Consider the following 16,207-nt stretch of genomic DNA (forward strand, 5'->3'; position numbering starts at 1 on the left):
CAGTTCCCCTGAACACGCTCAGGCCGTGACAGGGTGAGTGAGCTTTTCCGACCCGACAGCGTTGGCTGCGTGTCGGTCGGCTCAGGGGAACGACGAAGCTCCTGGCGGACGGGTTCTCGATCGAGACCGCCCGCAGCCGCCAGGGGGCTTCACGTGCTTGTCCACCCGTCGTCGACCGGCCTGTCCGGTCGCGTCCTGCGGTGCCTGACCGGGCGGCTCGCTGCCCGGCGAGGGGAGATCGGGACCCGGTGGCGGCGTCCGAGCGCCGGTCGGCAGGCTCTTCTCGCCTTCGCCCGTCCGCGATGCGATGGCGTGTACGCCCGTCTCGCCGCCGGGTTCGGCATCCGCCGGGGCGGCGACCCGCGGCTCACACCAGCCGCAGGCAGCAACGACCCCGACACCGACCACCGCTCGTCAGGAAGATCCCCACGCCCCACACCGTGGTCGTCACGGCATGAGGTGTGGACCGGTCCGATCACTCAGTCCGGCTGAGTATCAGCGCTCAGGCGGGCTGTCCTGATTCGCTCGTAGCGTCCAGCCCATGCACATAGACCACGCTGCTCACGGCCCGGCGCGCCGGACGGGCATCACCGCGGTGGCCTCCAGCCTGCCGGAGCGCGAAGTGACGTCGCGGCAGTTGCAGGAGCGGATCGCCGCGGCCTCCGGACTGTCCCTGCCGGCGCGGATGCTCGAACGGGCCACCGGCATCGTCTCGCGCCGGGTGGCCGCGGAGGACGAGTACGCCTCGACGCTCGCGACGCGGGCGGCCCGTACCGCGCTGGACCGCGCCGGGCTCACCCCGTACGACGTGGATCTGCTGGTGTTCGCCTCCGCCACGCGGGACGTGGCGGAACCGGCGACCGCGCACATCGTCCAGGCGGAACTCGGCTCCCGGGCGCACGCGCTGGACGTGACGAACGCGTGCAACAGCTTCGTCAACGGCATCGACACGGCACGGGCGATGATCCTCGCCGGCCGTGCCCGCCGGGCCCTGGTCGTCACCGGGGAGACGCCCAGCCGCGCCGTGCGCCACGACCCCTCCGGCCCCGACCAGCTGCGGGACGGGTTCGCCGGCTACACCTTCGGCGACGCCGGGGCCGCGGTCGTCGTGGAGGCGGTGGACCGGGGCGGCATCCTCGACGTGGACACCGAGACCCACTCCGAGCACTGGCCGGTCGGCGGCATCTTCGGCGGCGGTTCACGCCACCCCCGAGGGGACGAGCACACCTACTTCCACGGTGACGGCAGCGAGTTGCGCGAGGTGTTCGAGAAGGTCGGCACGTCGGTGCTCGACCGGATGCGGCAGCGCACCGGACTGGCGTGGGACGACTTCCGGCACGTCCTGGTGCACCAGGTCACCGTGCCGTACCTGGAGCGGTTCGTGGAGCTCACCGGCGTCCCCCGGGACCGGCTCGTCGTCACGGTCCCCGAGCTCGGGAACACGGCCAGCGCCACCCTGGGCGTGCAGCTCGACCGTGTTCACGAGCGGCTCCGCCCCGGCGACCGGGTCCTCTTCGTGGGCCTGGGCGGCGGCGTGAGCATCATGACGATGGTCTGGGAGAAGGCATGAGCACCCTGTGGGTGGTGGTGCCCGCGCACCAGGAGGACGCGCGGATCGGCACCACGCTGGACGCGCTCGCGAGCCAGCGCGACCGCGACTTCACCCTCGTCGTCGTGGACAACGCCTCCACCGACGCCACCGCGGCCATCGCGCGCGACTTCGCCCGCCGCGCGCCCTTCCCGGTCCACGTCCTCGACGAGCCGGAGAAGGGCGTGGGCTGCGCGGTGGACACCGGGTTCCGGTACGCGATAGAGCACGGCGCGACGCTGCTGGCCCGCACCGACGCCGACTGCCTGCCCCACCCCGGCTGGACGGCCGGCGCCCGCGCCGCCCTCGGGCGCGGCGCGGGCCTGGTGTGCGGGCGCATCGACGCGCGCCACGACGAGCACGGACCGCTCGGGCGGGCGGCCTTCCGCGCGCTCGTCCGCGTCGCCGCCTTCTTCGGCCGGATACGCCCCGCCCATCACCGCCGGCACGGCTACCTCGCCCCCTACCGGATGCACGCCGGCAACAACATGGCCGTCACCGCCACGCTCTACGAAGCCGTCGGCGGGATGCCGCGCCGCCCTTCCCCCACCGACCGGCTCTTCCTGAACCGGGTGCGCCGCCACACCACCGCTATCGTCCACGCCCGCGACATGGTCGTGGAGAACTCCACACGCCGGCTGCGCGCCTACGGCCTCGTCGGCACCGCCCGCTGGTACCTCGACAAGGGCCCGGGCCGTCACGGGGAGGACCCGCGCTGATGCTCGACACCCTCGCGCACACCCTGCGCCGCCACCCCGACCGGCCCGCCGTCCTCGGCACCACCCGCACCGGGGCCGTACGCACCAAGGCCACCTACGGCGAGTTGGCCGACCTCGCCGACCACTACACCGCCGCCCTCCACGCGCGGGGCGTCGCACGCGGCGGCACCGTCGGCGTCGCCGTACGGCCAGGGCCCCGGGCCCTGGCCGTGATGCTCGCCGTGCACCGGCTCGGCGCCCGGGCCGCGGTGCTCGACCCCGGCGCCGGACCGGACGTGCTGCGCGCCCGGCTCGCCCTGGCCCGCCCCGACGTCGTCCTCGCCGACGCCACCGCCCAGGCGGTCGCCGGATGGGCCCGGCCGCTCGCCCGCCGGGCCCGCCTGGCCCTGCCGGACCTCGGGGAGCTGGGCCCCGTGGCCACGGTCGGACCACGGCTGCCCGGCTGCGCCCCCGCCCTGGACGGCGACGTCCGGACCGTACCGCTGCCGCCGCCGGTGGACGGGGACGGCGACGCGGTCGTCGTGTTCACCTCGGGCACCACCTCGCGGCCCCGAGCCGTGGTGCACACCCGCTCCTCCCTCGCCGCCGGCATGGCCACGGTGGCCGAACTGGTACGGCCCGAGGCCGGGCGGCCCGTCCTCGGCGGCACCTTCTTCGTGCTCGTACCGTCCCTGGCGAGCGGAGCGCCGGTCGCGCTGCCCGCCCGCTCCGCGCCCGTGCTGCGCCGCCAACTGCGCCGTCTCACCCCGCAGGCCACCTATCTGACGCCACCGCAGCTGAGGCGGCTGCTGACGGAGGGCGCCCGCTTCAGCGGACGGGTGTGGACCGGGTCGGCTCCCGCGAGCACCGAGCTGCTCACCCGCGTCAAGCGCGCGGGCGCCGACGAGGCGTGGGGCGTGTACGCACTGACCGAGCTGTTCCCCGCCGCCGCGGTCGAGCAGGCCGACAAGGCCGCCTTCACCGGCGAGGGGGACCTGGTCGGCGCGCTCCTTCCCGGAGTGGCGGCCAGGACCGACGCCTCCGGGGAGCTGCTGCTGTCCGGCCCCGCCACCCGGGACCGCTACCTGGGCGAGGACCCGGACCCGTGGGTCGCCACCGGCGACCGGGCACGCCTCGACGGCGGCCGGATCGTGCTGGAGGGCCGCCGCAAGGACATGATCCTGCGGCACGCGGAGAACATCTACCCGGGACTGTACGAGCCGGCCCTGCACATACCGGGCGTCGAACTGGCCCTGCTCGTGGGCGTACCGGCCGGCGACGGCGACGAACGCCTGGTCGCCGTCGTCCAGCCGACGCCCGGGGCCGACCGTGCCGCGCTGCGGGCGGCCCTGGGCGGGCCGCTGGAGCGCATGGGTTCCGCCCGGCCGGACGCGGTGCTGCTCGCCGACATCCCGTTGTCCGGCCGTTCCCTCAAGCCCGACCGCGCCGCGACCGCGCGCCTCGCCGGACGGAGCCGGGGATGAGCGCGCCGACGCTGTGGGCCGTGGTACCCGCGTACAACGAGGAAACCGGGATCGGGGCCACCCTCGCCGCGCTCGCCTCCCAGACCGACACCCGCTTCACCCTCGTCGTCGTCGACAACGCCTCCACCGACGCGACCGCCGCCGTCGTACGCCGCTTCGCCGCCGGCGCGCCCTTCCCCGTGCGTCTTGTCCGCGAGGAGGAGCGGGGCACCGGTGCCGCCGTCGACACCGGATTCCGGTATGCCGTCGCGCACGGCGCCGAACTGCTCGTACGGACGGACGCCGACTGCCTGCCCGCCGCCGACTGGATCGCCGCCGCTCGCCAGGAGTTCGCGAGCGGGACGGAGATGGCCTGCGGCCGCAGCCTTCCGCGTCGGGACGAACGGCCCTCACTCGCCGAGCGGTACGTGCTCCCGGCGGTCGTCGGGGCCACCGCGCTGTACGGGCGCTACCGCGCCCGGCACCGGCACCCGCGCTACCGCACTCCCTACGTGCTGTGCCACGGCCACAACCTCGCCATCACGGCCGCGCTCTACCTGCGCTGCGGTGGGACGCCCCGCATCCCGCTGGAGGGACCGCCCGAGGACGTCGTCCTCCTCAACAGGGCGCGCGAGCACAGCGACCGGATCGCACGGGCCGAGCGGATGGTGGTGCACACCAGCCTGCGCCGCCTGCGGGCCTGGGGCGCACGCCGGACCCTGCTGTGGTGCTGGGACCGCCGCTACCGCCCCGCCGACCCGAAGCAGGTGCACGTCAGATGACCACCCTTCCCACCGCCCCCGCCTCATCCGCCCTCCGTGCCGCCCGGCGCCGCGACCGACGTGTGTACACCCGCTCCCACCCCGTGCTGTTCGCCCTCCTCGCCGCCGCCCGCCGCCGCGCGGTCACCCGTCTCGGCAGTACGGTGCTGGTGCACGGCACCGAGCCCTACCGGCAGGCCCTCACCCGCATCCCGCTGGACCGCACCGCCGCCGGCACCACCGGCGGCGCCGCCCGGGAACTCTCCTCGGGCGGCACGCTGTTCGACCAGGAGGGCGCCGGACACCGCGCCACCCGGCGCGCCGTCGCCGCCGGTCTCGGCGCGGCAGAGGTGGAGCGGCTGCGCCCGGTGTGGCTGGACGTCCTGGACCGCCGGCTCTCCCCGCTCGGCGCGGGCCGCGACGTCGACCTCGTACCGCTGGCCCGTGAACTGGCCGGGGCCACCGTCCGTACGCTGCTGGGCGCGACCGGCGACCCGGAGGCCATCACCGCGGCGGCGGCCACGGCGGCGGCCGCCGCCGTACGCGACCACCTTCCCGGTCCTCGGCCGCCGGGCACCGCACGGGCGGCCGCCGCGGCGACCGCGCGGCTGGAGGCGTTGCTCGCCCCCGCGGCCGGAGGAACGACCGAGCCGGGCCTGCGGACCATGCTTGCGGTCGCCGCCGTCAACACCACCGTCGCCGCCCTCCCGCGCGCCGCCGCCTGGTGCGCCGACGCAGGGCTCTGGGACCAGGCGGCCGACGACCGGCTGCGCCCGGCCCTGGTGGACGAACTGCTCCGCGTGACCGCCCCCTCCCCGCTGCTGCCCCGCGTGGCGGCGGCCGACGCGGAGCTGGACGGCTGCCCGGTCCGGGCCGAGGACCGCCTGATCCTGGTGGCCCGGCACGCCGCCCGGGCCCACGACCAGCCGCCGGACGCCCACCACCCGGCCCCGCCCACCGTGGCCCAGCTCGTCTTCGGCGCGGGCAGCCATTTCTGTCCCGGCGCACGCCTGGCGCGCGCCCAGCTCGATGACACCCTCGCCGCGCTCGCCCCGCACCGCCCCACCGTCCTGCGCGCCCGCGTCGACCGGGCCGCGGCCCTGCCCGGCTGGCGCTCCCTCACCGTCCGCGCCGGCGGCCGCCGATCCCCGGAGAACCCATGACCACGATCGCTGTCACCGGCGCGAGCGGCTTCTGCGGCTCCCACGTCGCCACCGCGGCGGCCGCCCGTGGCGCCGACGTCCTGTGTGTCGGCCGGCGTCCCGGCCCGGTCGGCCGGCACGTCCCCTGGGACGCCGCACGGGACGTCCCTGACCTGTCCGGCGCCGACCTCGTCGTGCACTGCGCGGCGGCCGTCGGCGACCCGGTGCCCGGCTCCCCGGCCGAGGCCGCCATGCGTGCCGTCAACGTCGACGGCACGACGCGGCTGCTTCGGGCAGCCGCCGGACGGCCGGTGGTGTGGGTGAGCAGCGCCAGCGTCTACGCACCCGGCCCCGGGCGTTCCCGTGTCGCCGAGGACCATCCGGTGCGCGGGCACCTGAACGCGTACGGCAGGACCAAGGCCGCCGGCGAGGCGCTGGCGCTCGCGGCGGGCGCCGTGGTGCTGCGGCCGCGGGCGGTCTACGGCGCCGGGGACCCGCACCTGGTGCCCCGGCTGCTGTCCCGCGTCCGCCGCGGCCTGCTGATGCTGCCCGGACCCAGCGTCCGTCTCAGCCTGACCGCTGTCGAGAACCTCACCGACGCCTGCCTCATGGCCGCCGGCTGGCCGCCCGGCGCGTACAACATCGCCGACCCGGCACCGTACGACCGGGACGAGGCGATCCGTACAGTCCTGCGGGCCCATGGCGTACGGGCCCGCATCGGCCACATCCCGCTGTCGGTGGCCCGTGCTGCCGCGGGCGCCGTCCAGGCGATGGCCCGGCCACGCCCCCACACCGAGCCGCCGCTCACCCGCTACGCCGTGGACCAGCTGGCGCATTCCGTGGTCCTGGACGTGTCCAGGGCCGAGTCGCAGGGGTGGGTGGCCGGCCGCTTCCTCAAGGACTACGAAGTCGCCCTCCTGAGCAGGAGAACAGCCGCAGGACGACAGGGTGGTTGACCGGGGCGCAGGAGGCGAAGCCGGCGAACTCGCATGCCGAAGGGATTCTCCACACCACAGCGGCCGCCTCGTATCGGGGCGGCCGCTTCGTCGACGGTACGCCGGAGCAGGGGGCCAGGGCCGCAGACCGGCGGGCGCGGGTCCAAGGACGAGGTCGCCGCCGCTTGACAGGCACGCCCGTCCGGCTTGTCGCAGGCCGGCCCCGCGGAGAGGCGGCCGGTCTCACCGGCCGAACCGGCACCAAGCCGACCGCTCGTGGACAGGGCCTTGCGGGACGTCGTCCGGCACTGCAACGCGGCGCTCCCGGTCCTGTCGGCCCGCCTGGCCGACCCCTGGGCCCGCCTGCCGGCCGCCGACGACCGGGGGCGTGGGGGCTGTTGTCGCGAACCCGTCCTCGCCCGCAACGCGGATGATCCCGAGCGCGGGTGGTCAGTAGTTCTCCCACTCGTCCAGCACGTACTCCAGCACGGCCGGGTCCATCAGCGTGCTCGGCTGTACGTCCTGGCGGCGGCGGTCCACGGGGAACACCGAGGCGGCCTTCAGGACCGCCTCGTCCAGGTAGCGCAGTCGCGGGGCGTCCGATGCCAGCCGCAGCGCTGGGGACGTACCGTCGCCCGGGGTGGCCAGGACGAAGCCCCAGTTGCCGAAGCTCGGTACGTCGATCTGGAACGGGGTGGTCGAGTAGCCCGCCGTCTCGATCGTCTTCGCGATCGACCAGTACGTCTTCGGTGCGAAGAACGGCGATCCGCTCTGCACCATCACGCTGCTCCGCGGCGTCAGGACCTGCCCGAGCAGGTGGTAGAACTCCACCGAGTACAGCTTGGCCAGCGCCGCCGTGTCCGGGTCGGGGAAGTCGATGACGACCGCGTCGTACGACTGGCGGGCGCCGCGCAGCCAGTTGAAGGCGTCGGCGTTGACGACCTTGACCCTCGGGTCGTCGAGCGCCTTGTCGTTGAGGTCGCGCAGGGGCTCGTAGTCGCGCGCGAGCCGGGTCATCGCCGGGTCCAGTTCCACGAGAGTGACGTGCTGCACGTCGTCGTAGCGCAGTACCTCGCGCAGGGCGAGCCCGTCACCGCCGCCCATGATCAGCACGTTGGCGCGGGGGCCCGCGAGCGCGGGGTGGACGAGGGACTCGTGGTAGCGGTACTCGTCGACGGAGCTGAACTGGAGATCGCCGTTGAGGAAGAGCCTGATGTCCGGTTCGCCGGTGAAGGCCGTGGAGCGGGTGACGACGATCTCCTGGTACGGCGTCGTCTCCGCGTGGACGATCGGGTCCCGGTACATCTGCTGGCGCGCGGTCACCTCCAGGTCGTCCGCGAGCGCGTACGCCGTACCGAGCACGGCCAGTACCGCCGTGACCCCGGCCAGCAGGGCATTGCGCACCCAGCGCCGGATCTGCCGGCGGAAGATGAACACCACCACGATGACACCGGCCACCGCGTTGACCGCGCCGACGACCAGCGCGCCCTTGAGCTGGCCGAACGTCGGCAGGAGCCACAGCGGGAAGCACAGGCCGCCGACCAGCGCTCCGATGTAGTCGACGGCGAACATGTCGGCGACCGCGCTGCCCGCCTCCTGCCGCCGGATCCGCTGGAGCATGGTCATGAGCAGCGGGATCTCGGCGCCGATCAGCAGGCCGACGGCCACCGCGACCACGATCATCGCCGGGGTGTACAGCTGGAGCCAGGCGAACGCCGAGTACAGCACCAGCACCGACAGCCCGCCGACCAGCGCCAGCGCGCCCTCCACGAGCGCGAACGCGCCCACCGCGCGGCGGCGCAGGGGTTTGGCGGCGAGCGAGCCGAGCCCCATGGCGAACACCATCACGGAGATCACCACGGAGGTCTGGAGCACCGAGTTGCCGATGAGGTAGCTGCCCAGCGCGGTCAGGGCCAGCTCGTACACGAGGCCGCAGGCCGCGCAGAGGAAGACGGCGAACAGCAGCAGGAAACGAGCCCCCCGGGTGGGCCGGACGGCCGGGGGGCGGGAGGGTGCCGCGGTGGTGTCGTGGCCTTGCACGGTGGTGGCGCTCATCGGGGGGCGCCGTTACGAGATCGCCGCGCCGACCATGAACCCGGTGCCCAGGTACATGCCGGCCTGGACCCAGGCGGCGGGGTGCGGACGGCCGTCCTGGTCGTCGAGGACGACCGCGCCCATCTGGCCCGGCGTGAACACGCCGATCACGATGCCGACGACGGTCATCACCAGCACCCCGGCCAGGCCGTACAACAGCGTGCTGACCAGGCCGTGGCCGAGGCCCTGTTCGGACTCGCTCGCCTCGATGGCCTTCATGATGACCAGGCCCACGGCGACGGACTGACTGCCCAGCAGGACGGCCGCGCCGCGGTTCCGGTCGGTCCATACCACGTGGTACAGCTTGCCCGGCGTGACGAGGTCGAGCGCGATGAAGCCGACGGCCATCACGACGAGGCCCACGACTCCGTAGAGCAGGGCCTGGCCGGTCGACTCGAAGATCTCGGTCACTGCGTGCCTTTCTTGGGACGGGGTCGGGGCGTGATCGGGTGGTGTGCGGGAGGAACGTGGGATGCGTCGGCCGGTGAGCCGGCCGGTCACCGGGCGCTACTTGCCCTCGCCGGGGCCGCCGCCGCGGAAGCTCGCGCTGTCCGGGTCCGGCCAGTAGGTGAGGTGCCGCTGGTGGCGGTGGTAGCCGTTGCGGTAGTCCTCGATCTCGATCAGGCTGCCGCTTCGGTACGGCGAGACGGTGACCATGTCGTCGCCGTAGCGCAGGAACTCCATGTTGTCGCCGGAGGCACGGTCCAGTTCCGCCCGCTCGGTGTGGATCGCCTGGGCGACCTCGCTCGGGGTGCTGTCAGGGTCGAGCCAGTCCGCCCCGGTCGCGGTGTACGTCTTCCTGATCCATTCGCGCGGGACCGCGTTGTTGTCCCCGTCGCTGGAGCAGGCGGTGAGCAGGGTCGCGGCCAGCGTGGCCGCCACCGCTGCGCGGACGAGTCGGGCGCTGTTCATCGGGCCTCCAGCCGGCTGTGCGTCGATACGATCTGGCCGTTCTGCGGATACGTGTGCCAGGTGCGCCAGACGAGTCCGGCGCCGTACGGTCCCCCGACCGACTCGACGACCACGGCCGTGACCGCCTCCGGCGAGCCGGGGAAGACCCCGCACAGGCTGTGCTCGGCGGCGGTGGCCCGGCCGAGGACCCGTGCCACCTCGGCGCTGAACTCCTCGGGGGTCAGTCGGCGGGTGGTGGCGCCGAAGTCGTAGACCCAGCCCGGTAGATGATGGGTGCGGGTCTCGGGCAGCCCCCTCACCGCGCCCTGCAGACAGGCCACCGTCTCCCGCACGGGGCCGGCGAACACCTGGTGCGAGGCCCCGAGCAGCCGCAGCCGCACGTCCAGCCCGTCGAGCGACACCACTCGTTCTGCCAGCGCCGGACGCTCCGTCAGGTCCAGCGAGAAGCAGAGTTGATCCGCATCCGTGTCCAGATAGGGGGCGTCCAGAGAGACGGCGTTCACACGGCCCCCCGGTCGTTTCTTGCCATGATCGGCGCTCGAGTATGACACATGCGTTCGCGGGACTTGAGGGGTGGGGGAGGGATACGGCCGTAGGGCAGGGTGGCTGCGGGTGCGGGGGATGAAACGGGGCCGGCGACCGTTCCCACTCCGAGAAGCGCGAGGAGTTCCGTGCGCAGTTTCGCGCCAGCCCAGTCCTCGCGCCCCTCCTCGACGATCTCGGCACCCCCACCGCCGACACCGTCCCCGTCGCCACCAGGGGCTTCGATGCGGGGAAGAAGGCCAAGGGCCGCAAGCGGTTCCCCGCAACCGGCACGCTCGGCTTGCCCCTGGCCGTCCACGTCGTGGATCACCGCCCACCGGCGCCTCGCGAGAAGCTACGAGACCAGTCCGGCCCACGCGGAGTCCATGTTCCGCTGGGCGGTGATCGGTGTCATGGTCGTCGTCTCACCCGCGACTGTCCCGCAAGGCGGCTGGGCCCGCGCCCGCTCGTACGACGGCCCTCGTGAACGATGCTCCCGCCTGGGCACCTGCAGGGCGGTGCCGCCGGCGTGCTACAGAGCCAGGAACCGCTCCACCTCGTGCTCGAGGTGCGGTGCCAGATCCCTCAGATCCGAGACGATCAGACGAAGCTCACGCCCGAGCTCGGGCGACGTGCTCCAGATCTCCGGACTCCTGGTCAGCACCGCGGACAGCAGATCACCCTCGTACATGTGACCTTCTGCCAGCGGGTCCAGCCGCAGGACCTCCAACGCCAGCGGCAGGAGGTGGGGCAGGCCCTCGTTCTGCCTGATCAGCAGCCTCATGTCCTCGACTGTCAACTCGCCGATCGGCTTACGCCGAAGCACGTGCGCGGTCGCTATAAGGCGAGTCGCGTCGGCCGGCGGGGCTGGCCAGCGGTCGTCCTCCAGTTCCTCAAGAGAGCGGTCACGGTTCGGATGTCGAGTCACCAAGGAATCGTCCCATGCCAGATCCCGAACGCGGTCCGGCATCTGGCGCGGACGGTCACGGCAGACGCCGCTCGGTTCGGCGCGGAACGCCCGCCCGGTTCAGGACGGCGGCCATCTCGTCCTCGGGGAGCGCCGGGTTGGCCCCCGCACTGGAGGCCAGTTCGGGGACATGGAGTGCCTCGCGGAGCCGGTGGAGCGGCAGACGCGGGTCGCCGGCGGCCGCCTGGCGGGTCCAGACCGCGGGGTCGTGGCTGAGCCGTTCGATCAGCGCGGGTGTGGCGGCCGGGTCCCGGACGGCCAGTCGGCGGTAGTTCCCGTCCGGGTGGTTCGCGTAGCGGGCGGCGAGGCCCTCGCGGGGGAAGCGGGGGTGCGTCTCCGCCATCCAGGCGGAGAACGTCCCACCGAGCCGCGCGTACACACGCATCAGGACCTCCTCCGGGGTGTCGGGGTGGTGCACGCTCAAGAGGTTTTCCACCAGGGGGTCCTCGGTGCGTGCGAGCAGGCGCACGAGGTCGGGCGGCAGGTGGGGGCTCTGGGCGGCGGTGCGCCGGAGCAGCGGGTGGGCGGAGGTCGCGGCCCGTCGTAGTACCTCGGGGTCGGTGAGCCCGTCCCGTACCCACTCCACGTCCCCCCTGTCGAAGTCGCCGACCGTGAAGTCGATCGCCATGCGCCGCGTCTCGCCCAGTTCCGGCCTGAGGGAGACGGCGAGCCGTACGGCCTCGTCGGGGTCGACGGCGAGCCGCTCCACGAGGTCGGTGGGCAGCGACGGGTTCTCGGCGAGGGCGGCCAGGTGCGTCCGCCCGGCGACGCACCGCTCGGCGTCGGCGCGGTGCAGGAGCCCGCGGCGCAGCGCCTCGGCCGCGGACTTCGGATCGCGGAGAAGTCCGGCCGTGACGTGTGCGTCCCGCCGGCACTCCCACGACGCGGCGGCCCGCCGCACCTCGGGGTCGGGGTCGGCCAGCAGAGCCGACCGCTCGCCCGGCGCCAGGATCTCCCATGCGCGCGTCGCGCTTCGGCGCGCCGCCGGATCGCGGTGCGTGGCCAGCGAGGCCACGAACGACGGCGCGAGGTGGGGCGAGTCCAGCAGGGCCGTCCGTACGGAGGGGGCGGGGTCGTCGAGCAGGCGGGCGCACACGTCGTCCGGCAGTGGCGCGACCGTCGTACGCGGGCCGCGCCACTCGGGCCCGTGTGCGAGAGCGGCCCGCACCTCGGGGGAGAGGTCGTCCGCGAGCCGGGCCCGCTGCGCGGGCTCGGCCCTGGCGCTCATGGCGAAGTCGATCCGGGCGCCCGGGTTCGGGTGGGCCAGGATCACCACGACGGCCGGCTCGGGAAGTCCGGCACGCTGAAGGGCGTCACGGGGCGGGCCGTCACCGCCGCCGTCGAAGGCCAGCAAGCGCAGCAGCAGCGGTGTCGGCAGTGCCGGATTGCGGGCGACTCCGTCCAGCGCGGATGCGTGGAACGCCACCATGATTCCCCTGCCCCTGTGTCTTCCCCGGTCGGTCCGTGACCATGATCTCCCGTATGCCCGTCAGGAACCGCCGAACGGCGCCGGCTGTCCGGCCGAGTCCGCGCTGTCCGGGTACCGGGAAACCCGGCCATGCCGAGACACATCGGGCCCTTGCCGTGCCCGGCATTTGCCGGCCGCCGTTCCACGCCGGGCTGCAGGACGCGACGTTCCGCGGCCGGTTCCCGGGCCGGAACGCGGCGATGGGCGGCCTGCTGCTGGGCACCGGGATGCGGAGCCAGGAGTTCACCTACCTGCTGGTCCATGAGGTTCCGCCGCTGCCCGCCGAGCCGCCCGAGGCACCGATCCCGTGGGCGGTCCCGGCGCCGGGTGTCATAGGGCGGAAGTTCCGCACGACGCGGATCGACTACGCTTCGCCGGCGGCGCATCGGCACCCGTGCCCGTACGGGCGGCCCGACCCCGCGGACCTGGCGGATCCGCCCCAGCGGCTCGCGCTCCGCCGGACGCTACTCGGTGCGCAGCGCCGTGGCCGTACGCGTCCTGGCCGCCCAGCCCGCCGGGAGCAGCGCACCCAGCAGCGCGATCACGACCCCGCCGAGTCCCAGCAGGAGCAGCTGGACAGGTCCGTACACATTGAGGACCGGCGACGGCAGGCCGGTGCCTACGGCACGCCCCATCACCGGCATGACGAGGCCGTGCAGCGCGTACCCCGCCGGCACGCCGATCAGCCCGCCGGTCACGCCGACCGCGGTCACCGAGGCGAGCACGAGGCTCACGGTCTGCCGCGGCGTCATGCCGATCGCCTTGCAGACGCCCAGGTCGTGGACGCGTTCCCGGGTGTCGAGGACCACGGAGCCGAGTACGCCGAGACCGGCCACGGTGATCAGCATGAGGGTGAGCAGCACGGCCATCGCGGCCATGACGAGGATGACGCCGTCCTGCCCCGACTCGGAGCCGGCCGTGGCTTCGCCCCCCAGCGGTCGTACGACCGCGGCGACCTTCTGGGCGTACTCGTCGGCGGAGACGCCGGACTTGGTCTCGACGAGGAAGGCGCTGGGCTCGGCCGACTCGAAGTCGGCCATGTCCGCGTGGATCTCCAGCCGGCTGCCCGACGTGTCGAAGGACTCGCCCACGATCCGCAGGTTCGCGGTGTCCTCCTCGTAGGTCACCCGCACCACGTCACCGATCTCGGTGCCGGTCCTCTCCAGGAAGCGGGTGGGCACCACGACCTGCCCCTTGCCGGTGATCCAGTGCCCGGAGAGCAGCTCGTAGCTGCCGGAGCCCGAATCGCCCTCGTAGAGGCTGGCCTGAACGGGGCCGGAGACCCCGGCCACGGCGACCTCGGTCCGGGCCTTGCCGTAGTACGACTCCGTGCCCGGCTGCGACGTGACGGCGGACCGCACCTCCGCCGGATCGGCGGCCTTGGGCTTTTCGGACGTGCCTGCCGCGCTGTTCTCCACGGGAGACGGGCCTGACTCGCTGCCGCCAGAGGGAGGCGGGTCTTCCGTATCGCCCCCCGTAGGAGGCGGCGGGGGAGCGGCTTCGATCGCCTTGGTCGTCGTGACCGTGACCGCGGCACGGCTCTCGGGGTCCTGGGAGGTGCCGATCGCGTTCAGGGACGAGGTCAGCCCCACCGCGAACGTCGCCGCGACCGTGCCGGACGCCACCGCGAGCAGCATCGCGAGGGTACGTACCGGATGCGTGAAGGGGGTGGCGAGACCATAGGTCACCTGTCGCGGCAGCGGCAGCGTCCCCATCGCCCGATGCGCCCACCGGCCGCGTCCTGCGCGCGGCGACCGGCCGACCGCGATGGCCTCGACGGTACGCAGTCTTCCGGCCCGCAGTGCGGGAATCAGCGCCGCGAGCCCCACGACGACCAGGGCGGCGGCCGGTACGGCGACGTCCACCCACCAGGCCACCGAGAGCGAGACGCCGCCGTGCACCGACTCGGTGTCGGACAGCAGGGGCACGGCAAGGAGGTTGCCCAGGACGACACCCAGGGTGATGCCCACGACGGCCGGGATCAGGGCCTGGGCCACGTAGGCGCGTACGACCTGGCGCGGAGTGAAGCCGATGGCCTTGAGGATGCCGATCCCGCGCAGGTCGGTGCCGACCGCGCCACTGACCACACCGCCGACGATGATCACCGACATCACGATGCCGAGCACGCCGAAAGCCATCACGAACGGGACGGTCGCCGCCGCACCCTGATCAGCGGCGCGCTTGGTGTCCAGCCAGGACTGGGTCCCGAGCAGTGCCCCGGACCCCACGGAGGCGGCGAGCTTCTTCCGGCCGGCGAGGATCTGCTGCTTCGTGCTCGCGGAGTCGAAGCGGTAGAGCATCTGACTCGTGACCGGGTGGCCCTCCGACGCCAGCGCGTCGACCTGCGCGGGGGCCGCCCAGGCGTCGGCGGTCTTGCCGGCCGACACGGCGAAGCCGACGATCGAAAGGGTCGGGGCGTCCTTGGCGTCCGACGTCTTCAAGGGGGCGCCGATCCCGAGGGCGGGCCCCTCGAACGACGCGTCGAGCACGATCTCGCCGGGCTTCCGCGCCCACCGCCCCGACTTCAGATCCACCCGGTCCACGGCGCCGTCCGGACCGGACCGCCCGACCAGGGCCAGCGTCGGTAACCGGAAGCCCGCCCGGTCCACCGGACGGACCGACGTGGATGGATACGGTCCCGCGCTCGCGGCGACGCCGGGCAGCTTCCCGGTCTTCGCCAGCTCGGCCGCACTCGCCCTGGCCGGATCGAACTGCGCGGTGATGTGCGCGCCCCGCTGCTGCTTGAAGGCGTTGTCGAAGGGGGCGGCCGCGGCGACCATCAGCGACCCTGCGACCACGGCCGAGGCCACGGCCGTCATCGTGGCCACGGCGATCACCACGGTCTGCACCCGCCGCCTGCCGATGCCGGAGCGTACGACCCGGCCCGGCGCGCCGGTACCGAACAGGCTCATCGGACGGCCTGCGCGTAGGAGTCGAGGGCGACGTGACCGTCGACCAGGTGGATCGTGCGGCTCGCGCAGGCCTTTGCCAGCGTCAGGTCGTGCGTCACCAGCACGATCGTCTGTCCGGCGCGGTGCAGATCCATCAGCAGGTTTCGGACGTCGTGGCCCGAGGCGGTGTCGAGCGCACCGGTGGGCTCGTCGGCGAGCAGCAGCGCGGGCCGGTTGACCAAGGCCCGGGCGACCGCGACCCGTTGGCGTTCGCCTCCGGACAGTCGGCCCGGGTAGGCGCGGGCGTGCTTCTGGATGCCCAGCATCTCCATGAGCTCACCCGCACGGGCCGCAGCCTTGCGCCGACCGGTCCCGGTCAGCCGGGCCGGGAGCTGGATGTTGTCGGTGACAGTGAGATCGTCGAGAAGATTGAAGAACTGGAAGGCCATGCCGATGTGCTCGCGACGGAACTCGGCGAGGGCGTGCTCGCTCAACCGGTCGATCCGTCGCCCGGCCACGATCACGGCGCCATCGGTCGGCTTGTCCAGGCCGGCGACGAGGTTCAGCAGCGTGGACTTGCCGCTGCCGGAAGGGCCCGTAACGGCAAGTGCCTCACCCTTGGCGACGCTGAGCGTGAGCGGTCCGAGCGACGGCGCGCCGGCGCTGTCGTAGCGCTTCGCCACACCCTTCAGTTCGATCACTTGACGCATACGAGTTGTCCGTCCTTGCGGTCGCGAGAGGCACGTGCTGTTGCCGGTCCTGCGAA

The 16,207-nt window shown here is 73.6% G+C and carries 14 protein-coding genes; 6 read left to right on the plus strand and 8 right to left on the minus strand.

Annotated elements, in window-relative coordinates:
- Positions 1–541: 541 nt before the first annotated feature.
- From ACZ62B_RS29480 to ACZ62B_RS29505, 6 genes are read left to right on the plus strand one after another with little or no spacing between them, the layout of a single operon-like run.
- A complete protein-coding gene (locus tag ACZ62B_RS29480) occupies positions 542–1,570 on the plus strand; it encodes a 3-oxoacyl-ACP synthase III family protein (protein ID WP_344566581.1) in 1,029 nt (342 codons plus the stop codon).
- Positions 1,567–2,307, plus strand: coding sequence for a glycosyltransferase family 2 protein (locus tag ACZ62B_RS29485; protein ID WP_468880422.1), 741 nt, complete (start codon positions 1,567–1,569; stop codon positions 2,305–2,307). The genes ACZ62B_RS29480 and ACZ62B_RS29485 overlap by 4 nt, the downstream gene beginning before the upstream one ends.
- A complete protein-coding gene (locus tag ACZ62B_RS29490) occupies positions 2,307–3,770 on the plus strand; it encodes a class I adenylate-forming enzyme family protein (RefSeq protein ID WP_468722280.1) in 1,464 nt (487 codons plus the stop codon). Before ACZ62B_RS29485 ends, ACZ62B_RS29490 begins: the two co-directional genes overlap by 1 nt.
- Positions 3,767–4,531 carry a glycosyltransferase gene (locus tag ACZ62B_RS29495; RefSeq protein ID WP_344566575.1) on the plus strand — a complete coding sequence of 255 codons (765 nt, stop codon included), beginning with the start codon at positions 3,767–3,769 and terminating at the stop codon, positions 4,529–4,531. The genes ACZ62B_RS29490 and ACZ62B_RS29495 overlap by 4 nt, the downstream gene beginning before the upstream one ends.
- Complete coding sequence (locus ACZ62B_RS29500) at positions 4,528–5,673, plus strand: cytochrome P450 (protein WP_469692713.1); 1,146 nt, start codon at positions 4,528–4,530, stop codon at positions 5,671–5,673. Before ACZ62B_RS29495 ends, ACZ62B_RS29500 begins: the two co-directional genes overlap by 4 nt.
- A complete protein-coding gene (locus ACZ62B_RS29505) occupies positions 5,670–6,608 on the plus strand; it encodes an NAD-dependent epimerase/dehydratase family protein (protein WP_344566569.1) in 939 nt (312 codons plus the stop codon). Before ACZ62B_RS29500 ends, ACZ62B_RS29505 begins: the two co-directional genes overlap by 4 nt.
- 429 nt (positions 6,609–7,037) lie before the next feature.
- Here the strand turns inward: ACZ62B_RS29505 and ACZ62B_RS29510 are convergent, their stop codons facing one another.
- The 8 genes from ACZ62B_RS29510 to ACZ62B_RS29545 all read right to left on the minus strand — a co-directional run bounded on the left by ACZ62B_RS29510 (position 7,038) and on the right by ACZ62B_RS29545 (position 16,151).
- Positions 7,038–8,642, minus strand: coding sequence for a polyamine aminopropyltransferase (locus ACZ62B_RS29510; protein ID WP_468722288.1), 1,605 nt, complete (start codon positions 8,640–8,642; stop codon positions 7,038–7,040).
- 12 nt (positions 8,643–8,654) lie between these two features.
- Positions 8,655–9,092, minus strand: coding sequence for a DUF350 domain-containing protein (locus ACZ62B_RS29515; RefSeq protein WP_344566565.1), 438 nt, complete (start codon positions 9,090–9,092; stop codon positions 8,655–8,657).
- A 96-nt stretch (positions 9,093–9,188) separates the two neighbouring features.
- On the minus strand, positions 9,189–9,593 hold the full coding sequence (locus tag ACZ62B_RS29520; RefSeq protein ID WP_344566563.1) for a DUF4247 domain-containing protein: 405 nt from the start codon (positions 9,591–9,593) through the stop codon (positions 9,189–9,191).
- A complete protein-coding gene (locus tag ACZ62B_RS29525) occupies positions 9,590–10,096 on the minus strand; it encodes a DUF2617 family protein (protein WP_468880411.1) in 507 nt (168 codons plus the stop codon). The genes ACZ62B_RS29520 and ACZ62B_RS29525 overlap by 4 nt, the downstream gene beginning before the upstream one ends.
- Positions 10,097–10,647: 551 nt before the next feature.
- A complete protein-coding gene (locus ACZ62B_RS29530) occupies positions 10,648–11,085 on the minus strand; it encodes a contact-dependent growth inhibition system immunity protein (protein WP_469692715.1) in 438 nt (145 codons plus the stop codon).
- 13 nt (positions 11,086–11,098) lie between these two features.
- Complete coding sequence (locus ACZ62B_RS29535) at positions 11,099–12,511, minus strand: Mucin-2 (protein ID WP_469692717.1); 1,413 nt, start codon at positions 12,509–12,511, stop codon at positions 11,099–11,101.
- 503 nt (positions 12,512–13,014) lie between these two features.
- Positions 13,015–15,462 (minus strand): ABC transporter permease, encoded by a 2,448-nt coding sequence (locus tag ACZ62B_RS29540; protein ID WP_469692719.1) that lies wholly within the window; start codon positions 15,460–15,462, stop codon positions 13,015–13,017.
- The gene (locus tag ACZ62B_RS29545; RefSeq protein ID WP_344566555.1) at positions 15,459–16,151 is read right to left on the minus strand and encodes an ABC transporter ATP-binding protein; all 693 of its coding nucleotides are present in this window, start codon (positions 16,149–16,151) and stop codon (positions 15,459–15,461) included. Before ACZ62B_RS29545 ends, ACZ62B_RS29540 begins: the two co-directional genes overlap by 4 nt.
- Positions 16,152–16,207 lie beyond the last annotated feature (56 nt).

It is taken from the genome of Streptomyces sp. NPDC053426 (genome assembly GCF_055585405.1).